General features: G+C 72.6%; 18 protein-coding genes. 7 read left to right on the top strand and 11 right to left on the bottom strand.

From position 1 onward, the window contains the following. Window positions 1-11 precede the first annotated feature (11 nt). A complete protein-coding gene (locus D0D15_RS17860) occupies window positions 12-1,235 on the top strand; it encodes a glycoside hydrolase family 3 C-terminal domain-containing protein (RefSeq protein WP_244214967.1) in 1,224 nt (407 codons plus the stop codon). A 47-nt stretch (window positions 1,236-1,282) separates the two neighbouring features. On the opposite strand, the gene D0D15_RS17865 is transcribed toward D0D15_RS17860, so the two are convergent. From D0D15_RS17865 to D0D15_RS17885, 5 genes are all read right to left on the bottom strand, one after another. Next, window positions 1,283-2,407, bottom strand: coding sequence for an NDMA-dependent alcohol dehydrogenase (locus D0D15_RS17865; RefSeq protein WP_094005177.1), 1,125 nt, complete (start codon window positions 2,405-2,407; stop codon window positions 1,283-1,285). A 29-nt stretch (window positions 2,408-2,436) separates the two neighbouring features. Then, window positions 2,437-3,891 (bottom strand): phenylacetaldehyde dehydrogenase StyD, encoded by a 1,455-nt coding sequence (styD, locus tag D0D15_RS17870; protein ID WP_094005178.1) that lies wholly within the window; start codon window positions 3,889-3,891, stop codon window positions 2,437-2,439. 126 nt (window positions 3,892-4,017) lie between these two features. Then, window positions 4,018-4,761, bottom strand: a complete 744-nt coding sequence (locus tag D0D15_RS17875) for an AAA family ATPase (protein WP_115944591.1) — start codon at window positions 4,759-4,761, stop codon at window positions 4,018-4,020. Window positions 4,762-4,770: 9 nt separating this feature from the next. Beyond that, a complete protein-coding gene (locus tag D0D15_RS17880; RefSeq protein WP_094005180.1) occupies window positions 4,771-5,700 on the bottom strand; it encodes an AraC-like ligand-binding domain-containing protein in 930 nt (309 codons plus the stop codon). 73 nt (window positions 5,701-5,773) lie between these two features. Further along, window positions 5,774-7,081, bottom strand: coding sequence for an MFS transporter (locus D0D15_RS17885; RefSeq protein ID WP_094005181.1), 1,308 nt, complete (start codon window positions 7,079-7,081; stop codon window positions 5,774-5,776). A 110-nt stretch (window positions 7,082-7,191) separates the two neighbouring features. Between D0D15_RS17885 and D0D15_RS17890 the strand changes: the two genes are divergently transcribed. From D0D15_RS17890 to D0D15_RS17915, 6 genes are all read left to right on the top strand, one after another. Further along, window positions 7,192-8,097: a DUF6772 family protein gene (locus tag D0D15_RS17890; protein WP_094005182.1), complete on the top strand. Its 906-nt coding sequence runs from the start codon at window positions 7,192-7,194 to the stop codon at window positions 8,095-8,097. Between the two features lie 20 nt (window positions 8,098-8,117). Further along, window positions 8,118-8,429, top strand: coding sequence for a hypothetical protein (locus D0D15_RS17895; RefSeq protein ID WP_233157227.1), 312 nt, complete (start codon window positions 8,118-8,120; stop codon window positions 8,427-8,429). A gap of 15 nt (window positions 8,430-8,444) precedes the next feature. Further along, entirely contained in the window at window positions 8,445-9,467 is a 1,023-nt protein-coding gene (locus D0D15_RS17900) for a LacI family DNA-binding transcriptional regulator (protein ID WP_094005184.1), read from the top strand. A gap of 63 nt (window positions 9,468-9,530) precedes the next feature. Continuing rightward, window positions 9,531-11,342, top strand: a complete 1,812-nt coding sequence (locus D0D15_RS17905) for a glycerophosphodiester phosphodiesterase (protein WP_094005185.1) — start codon at window positions 9,531-9,533, stop codon at window positions 11,340-11,342. 60 nt (window positions 11,343-11,402) lie between these two features. Continuing rightward, a complete protein-coding gene (locus tag D0D15_RS17910) occupies window positions 11,403-12,200 on the top strand; it encodes a crotonase/enoyl-CoA hydratase family protein (protein ID WP_115944592.1) in 798 nt (265 codons plus the stop codon). Window positions 12,201-12,338: 138 nt separating this feature from the next. Next, a complete protein-coding gene (locus D0D15_RS17915; RefSeq protein ID WP_198958201.1) occupies window positions 12,339-13,934 on the top strand; it encodes a tannase/feruloyl esterase family alpha/beta hydrolase in 1,596 nt (531 codons plus the stop codon). Between the two features lie 729 nt (window positions 13,935-14,663). Here D0D15_RS17915 and D0D15_RS17920 read toward each other — a convergent pair. Genes D0D15_RS17920 through glnT form a run of 6 tightly spaced genes read right to left on the bottom strand, consistent with a single transcriptional unit; the run spans window position 14,664 to window position 20,691 of the window. Next, window positions 14,664-15,308 carry a helix-turn-helix domain-containing protein gene (locus D0D15_RS17920; RefSeq protein ID WP_094005206.1) on the bottom strand — a complete coding sequence of 215 codons (645 nt, stop codon included), beginning with the start codon at window positions 15,306-15,308 and terminating at the stop codon, window positions 14,664-14,666. A 27-nt stretch (window positions 15,309-15,335) separates the two neighbouring features. After that, window positions 15,336-16,517: an NAD(P)/FAD-dependent oxidoreductase gene (locus tag D0D15_RS17925; RefSeq protein ID WP_233157230.1), complete on the bottom strand. Its 1,182-nt coding sequence runs from the start codon at window positions 16,515-16,517 to the stop codon at window positions 15,336-15,338. Then, window positions 16,514-17,827: an FMN-binding glutamate synthase family protein gene (locus D0D15_RS17930; protein ID WP_094005207.1), complete on the bottom strand. Its 1,314-nt coding sequence runs from the start codon at window positions 17,825-17,827 to the stop codon at window positions 16,514-16,516. Before D0D15_RS17930 ends, D0D15_RS17925 begins: the two co-directional genes overlap by 4 nt. Window positions 17,828-17,840: 13 nt before the next feature. After that, window positions 17,841-18,509, bottom strand: a complete 669-nt coding sequence (locus tag D0D15_RS17935) for a GltB/FmdC/FwdC-like GXGXG domain-containing protein (protein WP_094005208.1) — start codon at window positions 18,507-18,509, stop codon at window positions 17,841-17,843. Further along, window positions 18,497-19,360 carry a class II glutamine amidotransferase domain-containing protein gene (locus D0D15_RS17940; protein WP_115944593.1) on the bottom strand — a complete coding sequence of 288 codons (864 nt, stop codon included), beginning with the start codon at window positions 19,358-19,360 and terminating at the stop codon, window positions 18,497-18,499. The genes D0D15_RS17935 and D0D15_RS17940 overlap by 13 nt, the downstream gene beginning before the upstream one ends. 14 nt (window positions 19,361-19,374) lie before the next feature. Next, complete coding sequence (glnT, locus tag D0D15_RS17945; protein WP_094005210.1) at window positions 19,375-20,691, bottom strand: type III glutamate--ammonia ligase; 1,317 nt, start codon at window positions 20,689-20,691, stop codon at window positions 19,375-19,377. Between the last annotated feature and the right edge of the window lie 37 nt (window positions 20,692-20,728).

The following is a 20,728-nucleotide window of genomic DNA, read 5'->3' on the forward strand; positions in this document are numbered from 1 at the left end:
GGTAGCGCGGGGTGCGGGCGAGCCAGTCGCTCGCGGTGCTCGGCGAGTTCGCCCGCACCCCGCGCTACCAGGGCGGTGGCAGCTCGCAGATCACGCCGACGCGGCTCGACGGCGCCCTCACCGCGCTCGCCGGATCGGCGCCGGTGCGCTTCGCCCCCGGCTACGGCGACGTGGACGAGGCGGTCGCGCTCGCCGCGGACAGCGATGTCGCGCTGGTCTTCGTGGGCAGCGAGCACGAAACCGAGGGCGCCGACCGGGAAAGCCTGGACCTGCCCGCGACGCACCGCGAACTGATCGAGCGCGTCGCGGCGGTGAATCCCCGCACGGTCGTGGTGCTGTCCAACGGCACCGTGGTGCTGACCCGCCCGTGGGAGGCCGCGGTGCCGGCGATCGTGGAGGGCTGGCTGCTCGGCCAGGCCGGCGGCAGCGCGATCGCGGACGTCCTCTTCGGACGCGTCAATCCGTCCGGACGGCTCGCCGAGACCATCCCGGTCCGGCTCGCCGACCATCCGTCCTTCCTGGACTTCCCCGGCGAGAACGGGCACGTGCGTTACGGCGAGGGGATCCACGTCGGCTACCGCGGCTTCGACGCCCGCGAGCTGGAGGTGGCCTACCCGTTCGGTTTCGGGCTGTCGTACACCACGTTCGAGTACGGCGAGGCGCGCGCGACCGCGACGGACGCGGGCATCGAGGTGCGGGTGCCGGTGACCAACACCGGCGACCGGGACGGGCGTGAAGTGGTGCAGGTGTACGTGAGCGTGCCGGGCTCGCGCGTGCGCCGCGCACCGCGGGAGCTGAAAGCGTTCGCCAGCGTGCCGATCGCGGCGGGTGAGACGGCCGAGGTGGTGCTGCACATCGCCCGCGAGGACCTGGCCTACTGGGACACGCGCCTGCACCGGTGGATCGTCGAGGGCGGCGAGTACCACTGCGCGGTCGGTTCGTCCTCACGCGACCTGCACACGACGGCGATGGCCGAGGTGACCGGCGACGACGTGCGGGTACCGCTGACCGGGGAGTCCACAGTGGCCGAATGGTTCGCCGACCCACGCGGCGCCGAACTGCTGGGACAGGCCTTCGCCGCGGCCGCGGGCAGCGGCCCGATCGGACGGCTGGTGGCCGACCCCGCGACGATCTCGCTGGTGGGCAGCCTGCCCCTGAGCCGGATGTCCGCCTTCCCGGGCAGCCCGCTGACCGCGGAAGCGCTGGCGAAACTGATCGCCGAAGTCAACGGGTGAACACGGACGGCCCGGCGCCCCCGTCGGGCGCCGGGCCGTCCGCCGTCTCAGTCGAAGACCACCAGGCCGCGGATGTTGCGGCCGGCGTGCATGTCCTCGTACGCCTGCGCCACCTCGTCGAGGCGGTACTCCGTCGTGATCAGCTCGTCGAGCTTGAGCTGGCCCGCCTGGTACATGCGCAGCAGGTTGGGGATGTCGCGGCGCGGGTTGGACTCGCCGAACAGCGAGCCCTGCAGCCGCTTCTGCATGAGCGTCAGGTCGCCCAGCGCGATCGGCGCCCCGGCCTCGGTGATGTTGCCCAGCCCGGTCAGCACGACCGTCCCGGCCTTGCGGATCGACGCCAGCGCCTGGCCCACGTGATCACCCTGCACGACACCGATGGTGACGATGGTGGCGTCCGCGCCCTGCCCGTTGGTCAGCGACCGAGCGAAGTCGGCCGCCTCCTCGATCGTGGCGAACGCGTGCGTCGCGCCGAACACCTTCGCCTTGTCGCGCTTGAACTGCACCGGGTCCACGGCGATGATCGTCTTCGCGCCGGCGTGCGCCGCGCCCTGCAGGGCGTTCGCGCCGATCCCGCCGATGCCCATCACGATCACCGTCGCGCCGGGCTTGATGTTCGCCGAGTTCACCGCCGAACCCCACCCGGTCGGCACGCCGCAGCCGACCAGCGCGGCGGCCTTGAGCGGGATGTCCTTGCCGATCTTGACCACCGAGTCGACCGACGCGGTGGTGTACTCGGCGAACGTCGAGATGCCGCACTGCTGCCCGACCGGGTTGCCGTTCTCGGTCATCCGGAAGCTCGCCGGGTCGTCCGCGCGCGCCCCGGTCAGCAGCGACGCGCCCAGGTCGCACAGGTTGGACAGCCCCTGCGCACAGAACTCGCACTTGCCGCACGCGGGCAGGAACGAGAACACGACGTGGTCGCCGACCTCGTAGCCGGGCGTGTTCGGCCCGACCGCGGTGACGACACCGGCGCCCTCGTGCCCGCCGACGTACGGGTAGACGGCGACCGGCACGTCACCGGTGGCGACGTGGTCGTCGGAGTGGCACAGGCCGGACGCGGCGAGCTTGACGGTGACCTCGCCCTGGCGCGGGTCGTCCAGCTCCACGGTGGCGGTCTCGTAGGTGCCGGGGGCCTGGCGGACCAGGGACACCTTGGTGGTGATGGGCATGCTTCGCTCCTCCTCGAGCCGAAGTGTCCTCAAAGGACTACGGTGACGACCTTTTCCTCGGTGTTGGCGAGGATTCCGCTCCAGCCCAGCTCGCGGCCGACGCCACTGGACTTCATGCCGCCCCACGGCAGGGCCGCGTCGATCGGCGCCCAGCCGTTCACGCCGACCGCACCGGCGCGGACCTGCCCGGCCAGGGTGTGCGCGGCGCTGACGTCACGCGTCCAGATGGTGGCGGCGAGGCCGTAGGTGGTGGTGTTGGCGATGCGGACGGCCTCTTCCGGGTCGTCGAACGGGATCACCGAGCCGACCGGGCCGAAGATCTCCTCGCGCGCGATCGTCATGTCGTTGTGCACGTCGGCGAAGATGGTCGGCTGGACGAAGAAGCCGGGCCGCTCGGGGCGGCCGCCGCCGGCGACGAGCCGGGCGCCCTCGGCGCGGCCCTTCTCGATGTAGCCGAGGACGCGCTCCTGCTGCTTCTTGTTGACCAGCGCGCCCATCGTGGTGGCCGGGTCGAGCGGGTCGCCGAGGACCTGCTGGTTGGCGGCGCCGGCGAGGGCGTCGACCACGTCGGAGTACAGCGAGCGGTGCACGAGCACGCGGGTGCCGGCCGCGCAGACCTGGCCCTGGTTGAAGAACAGGCCCATCGCGGTGCCGCCGATGGCCGCTTCGAGGTCGGCGTCGGCGAGGATGATCTGCGGTGACTTGCCGCCCAGCTCCAGGGTGATGCGCTTGAACGACCGGGCCGCGGCGACGCCGACGTGGCGGCCGACCTCGGGGCTGCCGGTGAAGCTGATCTTGTCGACGTCCGGGTGGTCGACGAGCGCCTGGCCGGTGACCTCGCCCAGGCCGGGCAGGACGCTGACCACGCCGTCGGGCAGGCCGGCCTCCTTCAGCAGCTTGGCCAGGTGCAGGATCGACAGCGGCGCGTCCTCCGGCGGCTTGACCACGACGGTGTTGCCGGCGGCCAGCGCGGGCGCGAGCTTCCACGCGGTGATCATCAGCGGGGTGTTCCACGGGATGATCGCGGCGATCACGCCGACGGGTTCGCGGCGGGTGTAGGAGTGGGTGGGGCGGCCCAGGTAGCCGTCGGTGGGGATGACCTGGCCGGTGATCTTGTCCGCCCAGCCGGCGAAGTGGCGGAACGTGCGGGCGGCGTTGGGCATGTCGAGCACGGCCGGCTGGCCGAGGGGCTTGCCGATGTCGAGGGCTTCGAGGCGGGCCAGCAGCTCGGCGTCGCGGTCGATCAGGTCGGCGACGCGGTTGAGGATCCGGCCGCGCTGCGAGCCGGGCAGGGCGGCCCACTCCCCCGACAGCTGGGCGCGGGCGGCGGCGACGGCGGCGTCCACGTCCTGCGGCGACGCGGCGGCGACGTCGGCCAGCTTCTCCTCGGTCGCCGGGTTGAGGTCGGCGAACGTGCCCCCGGTGCCGTCGCGCCACTGGCCGGCTAGGAAGAGCTGGCTGGGGAAGGTCTCGGTGGTGGTCACGGGCGGTGCTCCTCGGCGATCGGCGTCGATCACGACCCGGACGGGTCGCCTGCCCCGAGGATGCGGCACGTCACACCGGCCGGTCTTGCGTCTGCGCGCACGGCTCTTGTGCCTGCGCGCACCGGCTCACTCCCCGGCGAGGAGATACCGCAGGTACCGCTGCGGCGCGGCGAGGAAATCCCGCGTCAGGCGCACCGGCAGGGCGTCCTCGTAATCGACCTGCTCGATCTCCCCGCTGTCGCCGATCTCGTAGATCGTGGCACCGGGCAGCGCGAGCAGGATCGGGGAATGCGTGGCCGCCACGATCTGGCTGCCCTGCTCGGCGAGTTCCGCCAGCCGCGCCAGCACCGCCAGGCACCCGCGCACCGACAGCGCCGCCTCCGGCTCGTCCAGCAGGTACAGGCCGTGCGGACCGAACCGGTGCGTCACCAGGTCCAGGAACGACTCCCCGTGCGAGCGTTCGTGCGGCGAAACGCCCCCGTAGGCGGGCAGCAGGGGCGGCGATCCCGGGTCGCGGTCGAGGCGCTCGATCTCGGAGGCCACGTTGTAGTAGGACTCGGCGCGCAGGAAGAACCCGGTGCGCGGCTTGACGGCGCCCCAGGTCAGGACCAGGTGGTCGCCCAGGGTGGACTCGCTCGCGCGGGTCGCGAACCGGAAGTTCCGGCTGCCGCCCTCGGGGTTGAAGCCCGCGGCCACCGCCAGCGCCTCGACCAGGGTGGACTTGCCGCTGCCGTTCCCGCCGACCAGGAAGGTCACCCCGGGTGCCAGCGGCAGGCCGCCGGAGCGGGACAGGTGCGCCACCGCGGGCAGGGTGAACGGGTAGCGCCCGCCGTCCGCGTCCGGGGCCAGCCGGACCCGCTGCACGAACACCGGCGTCCGCTACCCCGCCACCAGCTGCGCCCGGTGCTCCCGCGGCGTGCGGCCGTACCGGGCGCGGAAGGTGCGGCTGAACTGCGCCGCGTCGACCAGGCCCCACGACGCCGCGATCGCCGCCACCGGGCGGGTCGCCAGGGCCGGGTCGGCCAGGTCGTGCCAGCACCGCTCCAGCCGGCGGTCCCGGATCCAGCCGGTGATCGTCGCGCCGCGGCGTTCGAACAGCTTCTGCAGCTGGCGCAGCGACACGTGCACCGCGGCGGCCACCTCGGCCGGGCACAGCCCCGGGTCGGACAGGTGCTCCTCGATGTAGCGCTGCGCGGCCGTCACCACCGTGTCCGCCGGTGGCTCGCCCTGCGCGGCGAAACACGCGGCCAGCATGTCCACCGCGGCATCGGACAGGAAAGCCGCCTCCGGCCCGGGCTGGGCCACCCGCGGATCCAGCCCCCGCAGCAACGCCGACGTCAGCGCGCCACTGCCACCCGAGCCGGGGATCGTCACGGCGGTCAGATCGTCCACCCGGGGCGCCCGCGGCTTCAGCCGGCGCCGCGGCACGACCAGCACCAGCATCTCGAAGTCGTCGTCGAAGACCAGGTCGTAGGGCCGGTTCGTGTCGTACACCGTCAGATCGCCGGGCGCCAGCCGCGCGGTGCGGCCGTCCTGCTGGACGACGCCGTGCCCGCGCAGCTGCAGCCCCACCTTGTAGAGGTCGCCGGCCCCGCGCCGGATCAGGCTCCGGGTCCGGCGGGTGACCTGGCGCGTCGAGCTGACGACGGACACCTGCAGGTCGGCCATCGGGCGGGCGGCCACCCGCCCGTGGAACCGGTTCCCGATCGCGACGACGTCCAGCGGCACGAACGCGCGGGCCAGCAGGTCGCGCCAGGACTCCAAGCTCGTCGTGGTGCCGGCGTCCAGCGTCATCGGGAACGCGCCCACCTCGGCCTCCTCGCCTCGAATTACCGAACGTCCGGTCGGGTTGGCGTCATGGTACGTGCCGGCGTGCCGGGCGTCACCCTCCCGCCGCAGTCGGCACCGGCGAGGCGTCGCGGCGGCGCAGGTGCTCCGGCTCGGCGATGAACCGCGCGCCCAGCACCGACAGCAGGCACAACAGCCCGCACACCAGCGCGATCGGCCAGGTCTGCCCGCCGGACGCCGAGGTCAGCGCGGCCGCCACGAACGGGATGCACCCGCCGACGAGCGCGCCCGCGATCTCGCGCGTGAACGTCACGCCGGTGTAGCGGTAGCCGACCGGGAACAGCTCGGACATCATCGTCGCCTGCGAGGCCAGCGTCAGGTCGTTGCACAGGGTGTAGAGCATCACCAGCGCCGCCCAGATCACCACCGGCGTGCCGGTGTCGAGCAGGAAGAAGAACGGGTAGAACAGCAGCGCCGCCGCGGTCGCGCCGGTCATCATCACCGGCCGCCGCCCGAACCGGTCGCACAGCCAGCCCGCGGTGGGCACGGTGACCACCTTGAGCGCGTTGGCGATGACGATGCCGAGCAGCCCCACCCACGCCGCGGTGCCGACCTCCTTCGACAGGTAGCTCAGCGCGTACACCGAGGGCAGGTAGCTGATCACGTTGGGCGCGACGGAGATCAGCATGCCGGGCAGGATCTTCCGCCCGGACGTGGCGAACAGCGCCCGCAGCGGCGCCCGCGTGCTGTGGCCCTCCTTCTTGGCGCGCTCGAACTCGGGGCTGTCCGGCACCTTGAGCCGCACGATCACGCCGGCGACGCCGACCAGGCAGCTGAGCAGGAACGGGATCCGCCAGCCCCAGCCGGTGAAGTCCGCATCGGACATCAGCGCCGAGGTCAGGAAGAACACGCCGGTCGCCACCAGCGAGCCGACCGCGTTGCCCAGCGTGGGCGCGCTGGCGTTGATGCCGCGTGCCCTGGTCTCGGCGTGCTCGGCGGACAGCAGCATCGCCCCCGCGTACTCGCCACCGGCGCCCAGGCCCTGCACCACCCGCAGCAGCACCAGCGCGACCGGCGCGAACACGCCGGCGGTGGCGTAGCTGGGCAGCAGGCCGATCAGCGTGGACGCCACGGCCATCACCATCAGGGTCACGAACAGCATCGTGCGGCGCCCGACGCGGTCGCCGAGGATGCCGATGATCACGCCGCCGACCGGGCGGGCGAAGAAGCCGACGGCGAACGTGGCCAGCGACGACAGGGTCGCGACGACCGGATCACCGGAGGGGAAGAACACCTGCGGCAGCACGAGGGCGGCGGCCGTGCCGTAGAGGGAGAAGTCGTACCACTCGAGTGCCGTGCCCACGGTCGAGCCCACCGTGGCCCGGCTGATCCGGAGTCTCATCGCCGACCCTTCGTTGCGTCTCGCGAACGTCTACATTAACGTTCATGGTGGCGACAGGCTACGAGTTCGCTTTCCCTGCGGTCAAGAGACAAGGAACCGCTTTGACTTACATGAACGTTAATGAGACGGCGCTGGCGAAGTACAACCCGCTGTCCCGGGTGCTGTGCTTCGACCGGTTCGACTCCACCACGCACGGCTGGACCGAGCTGCTCGGCAACTACGACGGGCGCGGCGACCTGGACACCGTGGACGACCACATGCGCGACTTCCGCCCGCCGCAGCTGTCCTCGTGCACGTTCTTCGACGTGGGCACGCACGGGACGCTGAGCGGCAACTACGCGCTCAAGCTCGCGACCCGCCCCTACCCCGGCCACACCGCGACCGGCATCCGCCGCCTGACGATGGCCGGCCGCGGCCGCGTGCGGATCGAGACCCACTTCGCGTTCAAGGCCGAGGCCACCGTGGGGCACGAGGCGCCCGCGTCGGTGCACTGGGACGGCAACCGGCACCCGTCGGAGTCGCAGTTCGGCGCGTTCACCGTCGCCACCGACATCTGCTCGGACGGCGGCCTGCGCTACCACAACGTCATCCGCTACCAGAACACCAACCTGGACGGCGAGATGACGAACCGCTGGATGTACCCGGTGGTGCCGGAGCCGACGCCGCGCGACCACCAGGAGGGCAAGTTCGCCCTGCCCTACGCCGCCGACTTCACCGCGCCGGACCCGGACGACTGGCGCACCTTCGGCGAGCCGCTGGAGATGTGCGTCAACGAGGTGCCGACCAAGATCAACTGGCACTACCTGCGGTGGGACATCGACACCAGCACGCGGTCCAATGTGGAGCTCCAGCTCAACGACCGCGTGATGGACATGCGCGACGTGCCGGTGCCGCCGTACCCGGACCGCTACGGCACGCTGGACAACCTGCTCAACTTCTACTTCTCGGTCCGCACGCACTGCGGCGTGCGCAACTTCCTGTTCCTGGACTCGGTCCTGATCTCGGTGGAGTGGTGAGGCACGACATGCGCTCGACGATGACGGCTGTGCTGGAACGCAACACCGTGGTGCGCGAGGACTTCGCGACCGAACCGTACGAACTCCCGTGGGCGGCCGAGGCCCGGTTCTTCGTGCAGGCGCTGGAGGCGGACGGCCCGCTGGTCTTCCGCACCGAGATCTCCCCGGACGGGCTGCACTGGTGCCCGCTGGACGAGGCCGAGCACCGCATCGACTCCCCCGGCCTGATCACCTGGCCGGTGAGCGGGTTCGGGCAGTGGCTGCGGGTGAGCTGCACCGTGGGTCCCGGCGCGACCGGGAAGCTGCGCATCTATCTTGTTGGCAAGGGTTGATCCGGAGGTCGGCTGGTGGTGCGCGCTCGGCGGGTCACGTTGCGTGACGTCGCGGACAGGGTCGGTCTGTCCGCGAACACGGTGTCGCGCGCGCTGTCGGGCAAGGACCAGGTCAGCGAGGCCACCCGGGAGATGATCGTGGCCGAGGCCCGGCGGCTGGGGTACGTGCCGAACAGCCACGCCCGGTCGCTGGTCTCGGGCACCACGATGGTGCTCGCGCTGGTGATCACCAACCCGTCGAACCCGTTCTACGCCGCGCTGATCTCCGCGGTGGAGCGGCAGTGCCGGGTGGCCGGGTACTCGGTGCTGCTGCTGGTCACCGAGGAGAACGAGGACAACGAGGAACGCGCGGTGCAGCAGCTGCTGCGCTTCGGCGTGGACGGGGTGCTGGCGGTGCCGATCCAGCACCGGCCCGGGGTGTGGGCGGAGCTGTCCGCGGCCGGGCTGCCGGTGGTGCTGCTCAGCCGCGACATCCCGGAGCTGGGGTTCGACTTCGTGGGCATCGACGTCGAGCAGGCGGTGGCGGACGCGGTGTCCCGGGTGGCCGGGCCGGGGCCGGCGTGGCTGTTCGAGGAGGACCTGGAGATCAGCACGGTGGCCGCGCGCATCGCCGGGTTCCGGCGGGCGCTCGGCGGTGATTCGCTGGTGCTGAAGGTGCCCGGGCACCGGACGCGGGACGCGGCGCTGCCGTGGCGCCCGGACGACGCCCACCGGCTCGCGGCCGGGCTGATCACCCGCGAGCACCACCCGGACCTGGTGGTCACCGGCAACGACTACTTCGCGCTCGGGGTCTACAAGGCGGTCCGGGAGTGCGGGCTGACCGTCGGCGAGGACGTGCGCGTGCTCGGCTACGGCGACCACCCGTTCGCCGCCTACCTGGAGCCGGGCCTGACCACGATCCGGCTGCCCGCCGACGACGTCGGCACGGCCGGGGTGGAGCTGCTGCTGCGGCGGATCGCGGACCCGGACCGGCCCCGGGAAACCGTGCGGTTGAGCGCGGAACTCATCGAGCGCGGCTCGGCCCGGGTCGTGCGCTGATCGTCGCCGGACGGCCAGCAAAGATCAACCATCCGGCCACAATCCGGACATAGCGTCCGGCGCATGAGACGCACTCCCCACCGTCCCCTGGCGGCCGCGCTGGCCCTCGGCCTCGCCGCCGCCCTCGTCCCCACGCTCGCTGCCGCCGCTCCCGGCGACGTCGTCGTCCGCGAGTCCTTCGATGGCGCCGCGCTGCCCGCCGGGTGGACCCCGGTCGCCGGCACCTGGCAGGTCAGCGGCGGGAAGCTGACCAACACCGCGCCCGGCACGCTGTCCCGGATCACCTTCGGCACCCACCTGGAGGACTTCCGCGCCGAGGCCACCATCCGGTTCGACGCGGTCACCAACTCCAGCCGCTGGGCCGGCCTCGTCCTCGACACCGCGCCGGACGGGACCGTGCCGTGGAGCCAGGCGATCATGCGGTCGGCCTCCACCGCCACCAACGGCATCGAGTTCGCGCAGCGCACCGAGGCCAGCACCTGGAACGTCACCGACACCGCCGCCGCGCCGCACGACGCCGGCACCGGGCGCGACATCCGCGTCGCGATCGAGGTGCACGGCAGCCGCGCCACCTGGAGCTTCGACGGCAAGACCGTGTTGAGCACCACCAAGCTGCGGCGCAGCGCGTCGGGCGTGTTCGGGTTCATCGCCGACGGCGCGAAGATCAGCGTCGACGACGTGACGGTCACCCGGCTCGACCCGCTGCCGGTGACCCAGCCGGACGGCGCGCTGCCGCTCACGGTCGCCCACCGCGGCTACTCCGCGGTGGCGCCGGAGAACACGCTCGCCGCGGTCGAGGCCGGGGTCCGCGCGGGCGCCGAGTACGTGGAGATCGACGCGCAGACCACGCGCGACGGCGTGCCGGTCGTCATGCACGACAACACCGTCGACCGGACCACCGAGGGCACCGGCGACATCTCGACGCTCACCGCCGCGCAGGTGACCGCGCTGGACGCCGGGGCGTGGTTCTCACCGGCGTTCGCCGGGCAGAAGGTGCCCACGCTCGGGCAGGTGCTGGACCTGATCCGCACCAGCGGATCGACGCTGCTGCTGGAGATCAAGGGCCCGGAGACCCGCGCCGAGACCGCGCGGATCCTGGACGAGGTGCGCAGCCGGGGCATGACGCGGCAGGTGCTGGTGCAGAGCTTCGACGAGCAGGTCCTGCGGGACGCTCGCGCGATCGCGCCGGAGATCCCGCTGGGCCTGCTGCGGGGTGCGGTGGACGCCGATCCGGTGGCGACGGCGAAGGCGTTCGGCGTGGTGACCTACAACCCGTCCGCCGCGGCGCTCCTGACCCGGCCGGACGCGGTGTCCCGGTTGAACGCGGCGGGAATCGCCGTCATGCCCTACACCGTGAACGACGCGGCGACCTGGCGGAAGCTGGCCGACGCCGGGGTGGACGCCATCATCACCGACCGGGCCGGGGAGCTGGCCGGGTGGCGCTCGGGCCAGGCCGCGCCCTCGGTGACGGTCTCGGTGCCGGGCCAGCTGCGGCGGTACGTGCCGGCGCCGGTCGCGGTGTCGGCGCGGGACGCTTCGGCCGTCTCGGTGACGCTGGACGGCGCGCGGATCGACCCGGCGGCGCCGCTGGACCCGCGGTCGCTGGCCGCGGGCACGCACGAACTCGTGGCGACGGCGACCGGTCCGGGTGGGACGGCGTCGGCGTCGGCGAAGTTCGAGGTCGTGGTCGACGTGACGGGGGTGCGGGTGCTGGTCGCGGAGGCCGGGGCGCGCCCCGAGCAAACGGCGACGATCCTGCGGCACCTGGACGCCGGGCACTTCGACCAGGCCGCGGACGCGGTGCGCCGGGCCGGGTTCGCGCCGGAGCTGGAGCGGATCCTGCTGGCGGACCTCGCGCTGATCGCGGGCCGCTGACCGCGGTGGGGTGGCGGGGTGATCTTGTCCCCGCCACCCCCTCCGGGTGAGACTGGCGCCATGGACCGCGTCAGCATCGAGATCAGCCAGGGCGTCGCCGATGTGCGGCTCAACCGTGCCGACAAGCGCAACGCCCTGGACCCCGCCATGTTCGCGGCCCTGGTGCGCGCCGGGGAGCGGCTGAAGTCCGAGCCGGGGCTGCGGGCTGTCGTACTGTCCGGCGAGGGGCCGGACTTCTGCGCGGGCCTGGACTTCGCCGCGTTCCAGGCGATGCGCTCCGGCGACCGGATCAGCGCGGACGTCGACCTGCCGCCGTCGGACGGGCCGGCCAAGGCGACCGGGCAGCGGGCGGCCCACGTGTGGACCGAGCTGCCGGTGCCGGTGATCGCCGCGATCACCGGGCACGCGCTGGGCGGCGGGCTGCAGGTCGCGCTGGGCGCGGACATGCGGATCGTCGCGCCGGACGCGAAGCTGTCGGTCCTGGAGATCAAGTGGGGGCTGATCCCGGACATGACCGGCACGCAGGTGCTGCCCGAGCTGGTCGGCCGGGACGTGGCGAAGGAGCTGACGTTCACCGGCCGCGTGGTGAGCGGGGAGGAGGCGGTCGCGCTGGGCCTGGCGACGCGCGTGGCCGGCGATCCCCGGGCGGAGGCGCTGGAGCTGGCCCGGTCGATCGCCGGACGCAGCCCGGACGCCATCCGCGCGGCCAAGCGCCTGCTGGACCTGCCGCGCGACCCCGAGGCCGGCTTCGCGGCCGAGCAGCGGGAGATCACGGCGCTGATCGGCAGCCCCAACCAGGTCGAGGCGGTGACGGCGTCGTTCGAGAAGCGGGCGCCGCGCTTCACGGATCCGGCCTGACGCGGAGCTACCAGCTCGTGGGCCCGCCGTGTCGATCAAGCACATGACGCCCTGACCGACGGTGTGGTGCGCCGACATGGTGAGTCGTCCCGCCCGCTGCCTACCCTGGCGATCTCGCAACGGTGGGAGGGGTCGTCGATGAGAAGGTCTGTTGCCGTGCTCGTTCCGGCGCTGGCGGCCGCGGCACTAGCGGCGCCGGCGCACGCGGATCCGGTGGCCCGGTGCACGGAGCTGGCCGGGCTGGCGATCCCGGCCGCCGCGATCGGCCTGCCGACCAGCGGCGGCACGGTGACCGCGGCGCAGGTCACCGGCGGGTACTGCCAGGTGGACGCGGCGCTGCACCCGGTGGATCCGGCGGCGCCGGACATCCGGATGCGGGTCGCGTTGCCGGCGGAGTGGAACGGCAAGGCGCTGATGTTCGGGGGCGGCGGGTACAACGGCACGATCCCGAACGTGGCCGGGAACGTCCCCTTTGGACCGGTGGGCGGGGCCACTCCGCTGGCCCGCGGCTACGCGACCTTCGCGAGCGATTCGGGCCACCAGGCCTCGCCCACGCACGTCCCGGCTCCTTCGCTCGACGGCTCGTTCGGGGTGAACGACGAGGCGGTGCGCAACTTCTCCGGCGACGCGCTCAAGAAGACCCGGGACGCGGCCGTGTTCGTGATCGCGCAGCGGTATTCGGCGCGCCCGTCGTACAGTTATTTCGCGGGCGGGTCGACCGGTGGCCGGGAGGCGCTGGCCGTGGCGCAACGGTGGCCGGCCGATTTCGACGGCGTGATCTCGGTGTACCCGGCGTGGAACGCGGCGAGCCTGGATTTGTTCTTCGGCTACCAGGCGCAGGTGTTGTCCCAGCCGGGCGCGTTCCCGAACCCGGCGAAGCAGGCTCTGTTGTACCGCAGCGTGATCCAGGCTTGTGACGGCCAGGATGGCCTGCGCGACGGCGTGGTCTCGGACGAGGCGGGGTGCCGGTTCGACCCGCGGGTGCTGCGTTGCCCCGGCGGGGCGGACACGGGTGACGCGTGTTTGTCGGACGTGCAGATCGGGGCGGTGAAGGCGCTTTCGGAGCCGCTGCGGTGGAAGTACCGCGTGGCGAGCGGCGAGCGCGGCTACCCCGGTTTCCCGTTCCTGTCCGGCGCCGCGATGACGACACCACTGCTCGGCATGGGCACGGTCGCCCCGGCCACCCCGATGCCGGCGGCCGCGGGGTACGGGGTGCAATTCTGGGACCAGTGGGCACGGTACTTCGTGACGCGGAACCCCGGTTTCGACGCGCTGACGCTGGACCCGCGCCGCCCGGGCCCGTGGCGGGAGCGGATCAGCGAGCTGACCGCGCTGCAGGACGTGAACAACGCGGACCTGGGCCCGTTCGCCCGGGCCGGCGGCAAACTCCTGCTGCTGCACGGCACGGCGGACGAGCTGGTGAGCCACCGGTCCACAGTGGACTACTTCCAGCGCGTGGAACGCACGCTGGGCAAGCGGGCAACGGATTCCTTCGCGCGGTTCTACCTCGTCCCCGGCGCGAACCACGCCAATGTGGGAGCCGCGTTCCCAGCCGCCTGGGACTCGCTGACCGCGTTGGAAACCTGGACCGAACACCAGGCGGCGCCCGTGACCCCGGTGGTGACCGACGCGGCAAGGGGCCGGACCCGCCCACTGTGCGAGTACCCGGCCTGGCCCCGCTACCGAGGCGGTGATCCAGCCACAGCGAGCAGCTTCAGCTGCGCCCGGCGCTGACGGCGCGCCAGCGCCGTGCAGTGCACCCACCGAAGCTGGGTGGTCATCCCGTCGCCTGACACTGGACGATCACCTTGAGCCAGGGCCGCAACCCAGGCCGCCAACCGGCGGCCGACGGTGCCAACCTTGCGGCCCTGGCTCAAGGTGATATGCACAAACCGGAAGGCGACGGGATGACCACCAGCGACCACCTGCTCGGGGTGAGACAACAACGGTCCCCCGTCATCCCGGAGCCTGCCTGTCCGGCGAGGACATCTCTTGATCTTTAGAGGTGGCTGGGGGCAGGCGAAGAGCCCGCCCTACGGGCGGGAAACGCCCTTCGGGCGGAAAGCGCCTCACGGCGCCGAACGGTCACCTTCCGACCACCCCCGCCCCCGCCCCTGAATGGTGTTTCAGTCGCCGAGCAGGCGTGTCAAGGCGGGAAAGAGTACCTTGACACGCCTGATCGGCGACCAAAGACCGGCTGTGGATCGGGGGCGGGGGAGGTCTGGTTGGGGTAGTCGGTGCTGTTGCGTTGCCGGCTTGCGGTTCGCAAGGCTGCCGCGCGGCCCCGGGGCGTAGTCGGGCCGCTTGTGTTGCCGGCCGCCGGTTCGCAGGGCTGCCGCACGGCCGGCCGACTGCCGGACCACTACCGTTGCCGGCCGCCGGCACTCGGCTGCCGCACGGCCGGCCGACTGCCGTGCCACTCCCGTTCCCGCCCGCCGGTTGTGTGTCACCACCGGACCGGGCTCACCCCTCCGGTGCCACCTCCCCATACGCCACCACCGACAGGAACCTGATCGGCAGCTTCACCAGCTCCCGCGGTCCGTGCACCCCTTCACCGTCCAGTTGCAGCGCATCGCCGGGGCGCATGGTGTAGCTGGCCTCTCCGTGGCCGTACAACATCTCCCCCTCCAGCATGTACAGCAGCTCCGTTCCGGGGTGCTGGAAGAGCGGGAACTCCTCACTCCGTTCGGTCAGCGTGACGATGTGCGCTTCCATCCGCTTGTGCGGCCCCCGCAGCGCACCGAGCAACGTGTAGTCGTGGCCCACCCGCGTTCCGCGTTGCACGATTCGCGCTCCGGCGCCCGCCGGGGTGTAGACCGCCTCGCGTTGGGTGTCGGCTGCCCGGAACAGCGCGGTGACCGGCACGTCGAACGCGTCGGCCAGGCGGTCGAGCGTCGTCAGGCTACAAGAAATCGTCGCGTTCTCGATTTTGGACAGCATCGCCACCGAGATGCCCGTGCGCGCCGCCAGCTCGGCCAGCGTGAGGCCGTGGGCGTGCCGCAGCTGGCGCACCTGCCCGGCGATCGCCCGCTCCAGCCTGCCCTGCCGCGGCGCCGGCTTGTCGACCTCGCGCGCGGCCGGCCCGGCCGGTGCCTCGTCCTTGCTCACGACTGCCCGCCCATCCACCGATGATACTCAGCGCATCTCCCCCGCCCCCACATACGGGTGCGGGCTGGTCAGCAACGCGCCCTCGGCGAACCGCGACAACCGGAAATCCGTCTCCGGCACGTCCGGGTCCCCGCTCTTCCCGTCCACCACCAGGTCCGCGACCAGCGCCCCCACCGCGGGCGAGATCTTGAACCCGTGCCCGCTGAACCCCGCCGCCACCACCAGCCCGCCGACCGGCGTCAGGGAGATCACCGGGTTGAAGTCCGGCGTCACGTCGTAACACCCCGCGTAGGTGCTCGCGATCGACGCGTCCGCCAGTCCCGGGAACCGCCGTGCCATCTTCTCCACCGCCAGCTCCAGGAAGTCCGCGTCGGCCCGGTTGGCGTAGCTGTCCGGGTCGGCCGGGTGCAGCCGGGCCAGGTCGCTGTTGCCGAACAGGATCTCCCCGGACACCTCGGGCCGCACGTACTGCAACGACACCAGATCGGAGAACACCGGCACCGCCCCCAGGTCCACCCCCGGGTCGACCAGCACGATCTGCTCCCGGTGCACGGTGATCGGCAGCTCGATCCCGTGCGCGGCCAGCAGCGGCACCGACCACGGCCCGGCCGCAACGACCACAGTGGACGCCCCGATCACCGACCCGTCGGCCAGCCGCACCCCCGTCACCCGCTCCCGGGACACCAGCACCTCGGCCACCGCCGCGCCCTGCCGGATCCGCGCACCGGCGGCACGAGCCGCCGCGGCAAACGCTTGCGCCGTCGAGTACGCATCCCCGTACCCGCCGCGCGGCTCCCAGGCGAACGCGGCGAAGTCGTCCAGATCCGCGGCCGGCCACAGCTTCGCGACCTCGTCCCGCCCGATCTCCTCCGTCTCCACCCCGACCGCGCGCTGGTCGGCCAGGCTCGCCCGCAGCGCCTCCACATTGGACTCCCCGACCCCCACGACGTACCCGGTCTGGTGGAACCCGATCTCCGTGCCCAGGACGTCGGAAGCGTTCTCGAACAGCTCCAGCCCCGTGCGCGCCATCGCCGCCAGCGACGACACGCCGTAGTGACAACGCACCACACCGCTGGACTTGCCCGTCCCACCCGACCCGACGGTGTCCCGTTCGCACACCACCACGTCCGTCACCCCGCGCTGCCCCAGCGCCCACGCCGCGGCCGTGCCCTCCAGACCACCGCCGACGATCACCACCTCGGCGTTCACCGCGACATCCCCGGAATCCAGTCGGTGCCGGCCAGCGGCACGCGGGCCATCGCGGCGGCCTCGATCGTGAGCGCGACCAGGTCCTCGGGCTCGAGGTTGCGCAGGTGCGCCTTCCCGCACGCGCGCGCGAGCGTCTGCGCCTCCATCGTGAGCACCCGCAGGTAGTTGGCGATCCGGCGGCCGCCCTCGACCGGGTCCAGGCGCGCGGCCAGCTCCTCGTCCTGGGTCGTGATGCCGGCCGGATCGCGACCGTCCTGGAAGTCGTCGTAGAACCCGGCCGCCGAGCCGATCTTCGCGTACTCCGCCGCGTAGCGCGGGTGGTTGTCGCCCAGCGCGATGAGCGCGGCGGTGCCGATCGCGACCGCGTCCGCCCCCAGGGCCATCGCCTTGGCGACGTCGGCGCCGGTGCGGATGCCGCCGGAGACGATCAGCTGGACCTTCCGGTGCAGCCCGAGTTCCAACAGCGCCTGCACGGCCTGCGGGATCGCGGCCAGCGTGGGGATGCCGACGTGCTCGATGAACACGTCCTGCGTCGCGGCGGTGCCGCCCTGCATGCCGTCCACCACCACGACGTCGGCGCCCGCGGCGACGGCCAGCTTCACGTCGTAGTAGGTGCGGGTGGCGCCGACCTTGACGTAGACCGGCTTCTCCCAGTCGGTGATCTCGCGCAGCTCCAGGATCTTGATGGCGAGGTCGTCCGGACCGGTCCAGTCCGGGTGGCGGCAGGCCGAGCGCTGGTCGATCCCGGCGGGCAGCGTGCGCATCCCGGCGACGCGCTCGGAGATCTTCTGCCCGAGCAGCATCCCGCCGCCGCCCGGTTTCGCCCCCTGGCCGAGCACGATCTCGATGGCGTCGCCCTTGCGCAGGTCGGCCGGGTTCATCCCGTACCGCGAGGGCAGGTACTGGTAGACGAGGTGCTTGGACTGGCCGCGCTCCTCGGGCGTCATGCCGCCGTCGCCGGTGGTGGTGGACGTGCCGACCTCGGACGCGCCGCGCCCGAGCGCCTCCTTCGCCTGCGCGGACAGCGCGCCGAAGCTCATCCCGGCGATGGTGACCGGGATGTCCAGGTGCAGCGGGTACCTGGCGTGGCGGTCGCCGAGGACGACGTCGGTGCCGCAGCGCTCGCGGTAGCCCTCCAGGGGGTAGCGGGACATCGACGCGCCCAGGAACAGCAGGTCGTCGAAGTGCGGCAGCGGGCGTTTCGCGCCCCAGCCGCGGATGTCGTAGACGCCGGTCTCGGCGGCGCGCTGGATGGCGGCGATGGTGGCGCGGTCGAACGTCGCGGACTCGCGCAGGGCGGGGTCGGTCATGTGCTGCTCCTGGTCAGTACGAGTTGTGCGCGGCGAAGTGGTAGAGCTTGCGGGCGGAGCCGTAGCGGCGGAACTCGGACGGGTCGTGCGCCAGGCCGGCGGCGGCGAGCAGGTCCTTCAGCTCGCCGAGGTGCTCCTCCCGCATCGGCTTTTCGACGCAGTCCGCGCCGAGCCCACCGACCGCGCCGCGCACGTAGATCCGGGCCTCGTAGATCGAGTCGCCGAGGCCGTCCCCGGCGTCGCCGCACACGACGAGCCGCCCGGCCTGCGCCATGAACGCGCTCATCGGGCCGATGTCGCCGCCCACCACGATGTCGATGCCCTTCATCGAGATGCCGCAGCGCATCGACGCCGAGCCCTCGATCACCAGCAGCCCGCCGTGCCCGGTCGCCCCGGCCGACTGGGACGCGTCGCCGGTGACCCGGACCAGCCCGGACATCATGTTCTCCGCCACCCCGGTGCCCGCGTTGCCGTGCACGGTGACGGTGCCGCCGTCGTTCATGCCCGCGCAGTAGTAGCCGGCGTGGCCGCGGACGTCGACGGTGATGTCGTCGCGGATCCCGGCGGCCAGCGCGTGCGCGCCCTGCGGGTGCAACACTTCGTACGCGCGCGCGGCCGGGGCGTGCAGCTCGGCGTTCAGCTCCCGCACGGTGGTGCGAGTGAGGTCGATCAGCGCTGCCATGCGTAGACCCTTTCCGGCTCGGGCTCGTAGATGCGGGCGGTCTCGATGCCCGGCAGGTCCGCCAGCGCGCGGAACTCCGAGGCCATCGCGACCCAGGCGGGCGTCTCGGCGATGATCGCGGGCTTGCAGGCGATCGCGTCGCGCACCACGGCGAACCCGTCGGCGCTGGTCACCAGCAGGGTGTAGAAGCCGTCGAAGCGCTCGCACAACGCACGCAGCGCCTTGTCCAGGTCCTCGCCCTGCGCCAGCCGCTGGGCGACGAACCGGGCGCCCACCTCGGAGTCGTTCTCGGAGTCGAACGACACGCCCTGCGCCCGCAGCTCGCGGCGGATGGTGGCGTGGTTGGCGAACGATCCGTTGTGGACCAGGCACTGGCCGGGCCCGACGGAGAACGGGTGGCAGCCCTCGGGCGTGACCGCGGACTCGGTGGCCATCCGGGTGTGCGCGAGGCCCTGCCAGCCCTGCGCGTTCGCCAGGTCGTAGGTGCCGGCCAGCTCCCGGGGGTGGCCGATTCCCTTGTAGACGGTCAGATCCGTGCCCGCGCCGACGATCCGCTCCCCCGGCAGCGCGGCCTCGACCTCGTCGACGGACATGGGCGCGGCGAGCACGGTGGTGTCCCCGGCCTCGGTCACCAGGGCGTCGGGAAAGCGCTTGCGCAGCTCCGCGGCGTCGGCGGACAGCAACGACACCGCGGCGTAGCCCTCGGGGCAGCGGCGGCGGTCCCCGTAGACGGCGACGCCCGCCGAGTCCGGGCCGCGCTCGACCACCTGGCACAGCATCCCCTCCAGCAGCCGCCCGAGCCGGGGGTAGAGCCCGGGGTCGCGCAGGTGCAGCCCCACGATTCCGCACATGGCGGGTCTCCTTCCTAGAACGCGGTCAGGTAGCGGTCGTGCTCCCAGGAGCCGACCGTGCCGTGCCAGTCGAAGAACTCCTCGCGCTTGAGCCCGGCGAAGTACTCGGCCACGCCCGGGCCGGCGGCGTCCAGCGCGGCGGTGACCACCGGGTCCGCGCCCAGCGCGTCGACCGCGTGCAGCAGCGTCGGGGGCAGCTCCGGGTGTCCGGCGGTGTCCGGGTCGAGCGCTCGCTCGATGCCGTCCAGGCCAGCCGCCAGCGCCGCGGCCAGGGCGAGGTAGGGGTTGGCCGAGCCGTCGCCGCCACGCAGCTCGACGCGGTTGCCGTCCGGGATGCGCACGTAGTGGGTGCGGTCGTTGCCGCCGTAGGTCGCGCGCCGCGGTGACCAGGTGGCGCCCGAGCGGGTCGAGGTCGCACCGGTGCGCTTGTAGGAGTTGACGGTCGGCGCGAGCACGGCCTGCAGAGCGGGTGCGTGCGCGAGGATTCCGGCCAGGAAGCGGCGGGCCACAGTGGACAGTCCGTGCGCCTGATCGCCGGGGAACAGCGGCGTGCCCTCGCGCCACAGCGACAGGTGCAGGTGCATGCCGGAGCCGGTCTGGTCGGCGAACGGCTTGGGCATGAACGTGGCGGTCATGCCGCGCCGCTCGGCCAGCGTGGAGATCAGGTACCGGGCGGTGATGACGCGGTCGGCGGTGGTGAGCGCGTCGGCGTAGGCGAAGTTCTGCTCGAACTGGCCGTTGGCGTCCTCGTGGTCGTTGGCGTAGTTGCCCCAGCCGAGGGCGTTCATGGCCGAGGAGACGCCGGTGAGGTGGTCGTACATGCGGGTCAGGCCGCGGGCGTCGTAGCAGGGGCGGGCCGCGTTGTCGTGGGCGTCGGCGGGGACGAGCCGGCCGTCGGAGCCGCGGCTGACCAGGAAGTACTCGACCTCCGCGCCGGCGAACAGCTCCAGCTGCCGGTCCGCGGCCCGCCGCAGGAGTTCCTTGAGGATCACGCGCGGCGCGAACGGCCACGGCCGCCCTTCGACGTGCGGGTCGCAGTGCACCAGCGCCAGGCCCTCGCGCACGGCGGGCAGGAGGGTGTAGCTGGCCGGGTCGGGGATCGCGATCAGGTCCGGGTCGGAGGGCTGCTGGCCCATCGCGCCGACCGCGTATCCGGCGAACCCGACGCCCTCGTCCTGCAGCTCGCGCGCGGCCTCGACCGGCACGAGCTTCGCGCAGGGCTTGCCGGTCAGGTCGACGAAGAGGGCCAACAGGAACCGCACACCGTCGGCACGGGCACGCGCGGCGAGGTCGGGCGCGGCCGCCGGCGCGGGTGGCAGGTCGAGCGTCATCTCGGTCTCCCTGTTCTGCGGTGGCTTATCGTTTCAC

The sequence above is a fragment of the Amycolatopsis thermalba genome, from assembly GCF_003385215.1.
Lineage (GTDB): Bacteria > Actinomycetota > Actinomycetes > Mycobacteriales > Pseudonocardiaceae > Amycolatopsis_E > Amycolatopsis_E thermalba.

Bases quoted from the DNA above. Each gene is read 5' to 3' on its own strand.
- D0D15_RS17915 (WP_198958201.1), top strand. From the start codon at position 12,339: ATGAGAAGGTCTGTTGCCGTGCTCGTTCCGGCGCTGGCGGCCGCGGCA.
- D0D15_RS17910 (WP_115944592.1), top strand. From the start codon at position 11,403: ATGGACCGCGTCAGCATCGAGATCAGCCAGGGCGTCGCCGATGTGCGG.
- D0D15_RS17905 (WP_094005185.1), top strand. From the start codon at position 9,531: ATGAGACGCACTCCCCACCGTCCCCTGGCGGCCGCGCTGGCCCTCGGC.
- glnT (WP_094005210.1), bottom strand. From the start codon at position 20,691: ATGACGCTCGACCTGCCACCCGCGCCGGCGGCCGCGCCCGACCTCGCC.
- D0D15_RS17935 (WP_094005208.1), bottom strand. From the start codon at position 18,509: ATGGCAGCGCTGATCGACCTCACTCGCACCACCGTGCGGGAGCTGAAC.
- D0D15_RS17930 (WP_094005207.1), bottom strand. From the start codon at position 17,827: ATGACCGACCCCGCCCTGCGCGAGTCCGCGACGTTCGACCGCGCCACC.
- D0D15_RS17865 (WP_094005177.1), bottom strand. From the start codon at position 2,407: ATGCCCATCACCACCAAGGTGTCCCTGGTCCGCCAGGCCCCCGGCACC.
- D0D15_RS17940 (WP_115944593.1), bottom strand. From the start codon at position 19,360: ATGTGCGGAATCGTGGGGCTGCACCTGCGCGACCCCGGGCTCTACCCC.
- D0D15_RS17895 (WP_233157227.1), top strand. From the start codon at position 8,118: ATGACGGCTGTGCTGGAACGCAACACCGTGGTGCGCGAGGACTTCGCG.
- D0D15_RS17885 (WP_094005181.1), bottom strand. From the start codon at position 7,081: ATGAGACTCCGGATCAGCCGGGCCACGGTGGGCTCGACCGTGGGCACG.
- D0D15_RS17890 (WP_094005182.1), top strand. From the start codon at position 7,192: ATGAACGTTAATGAGACGGCGCTGGCGAAGTACAACCCGCTGTCCCGG.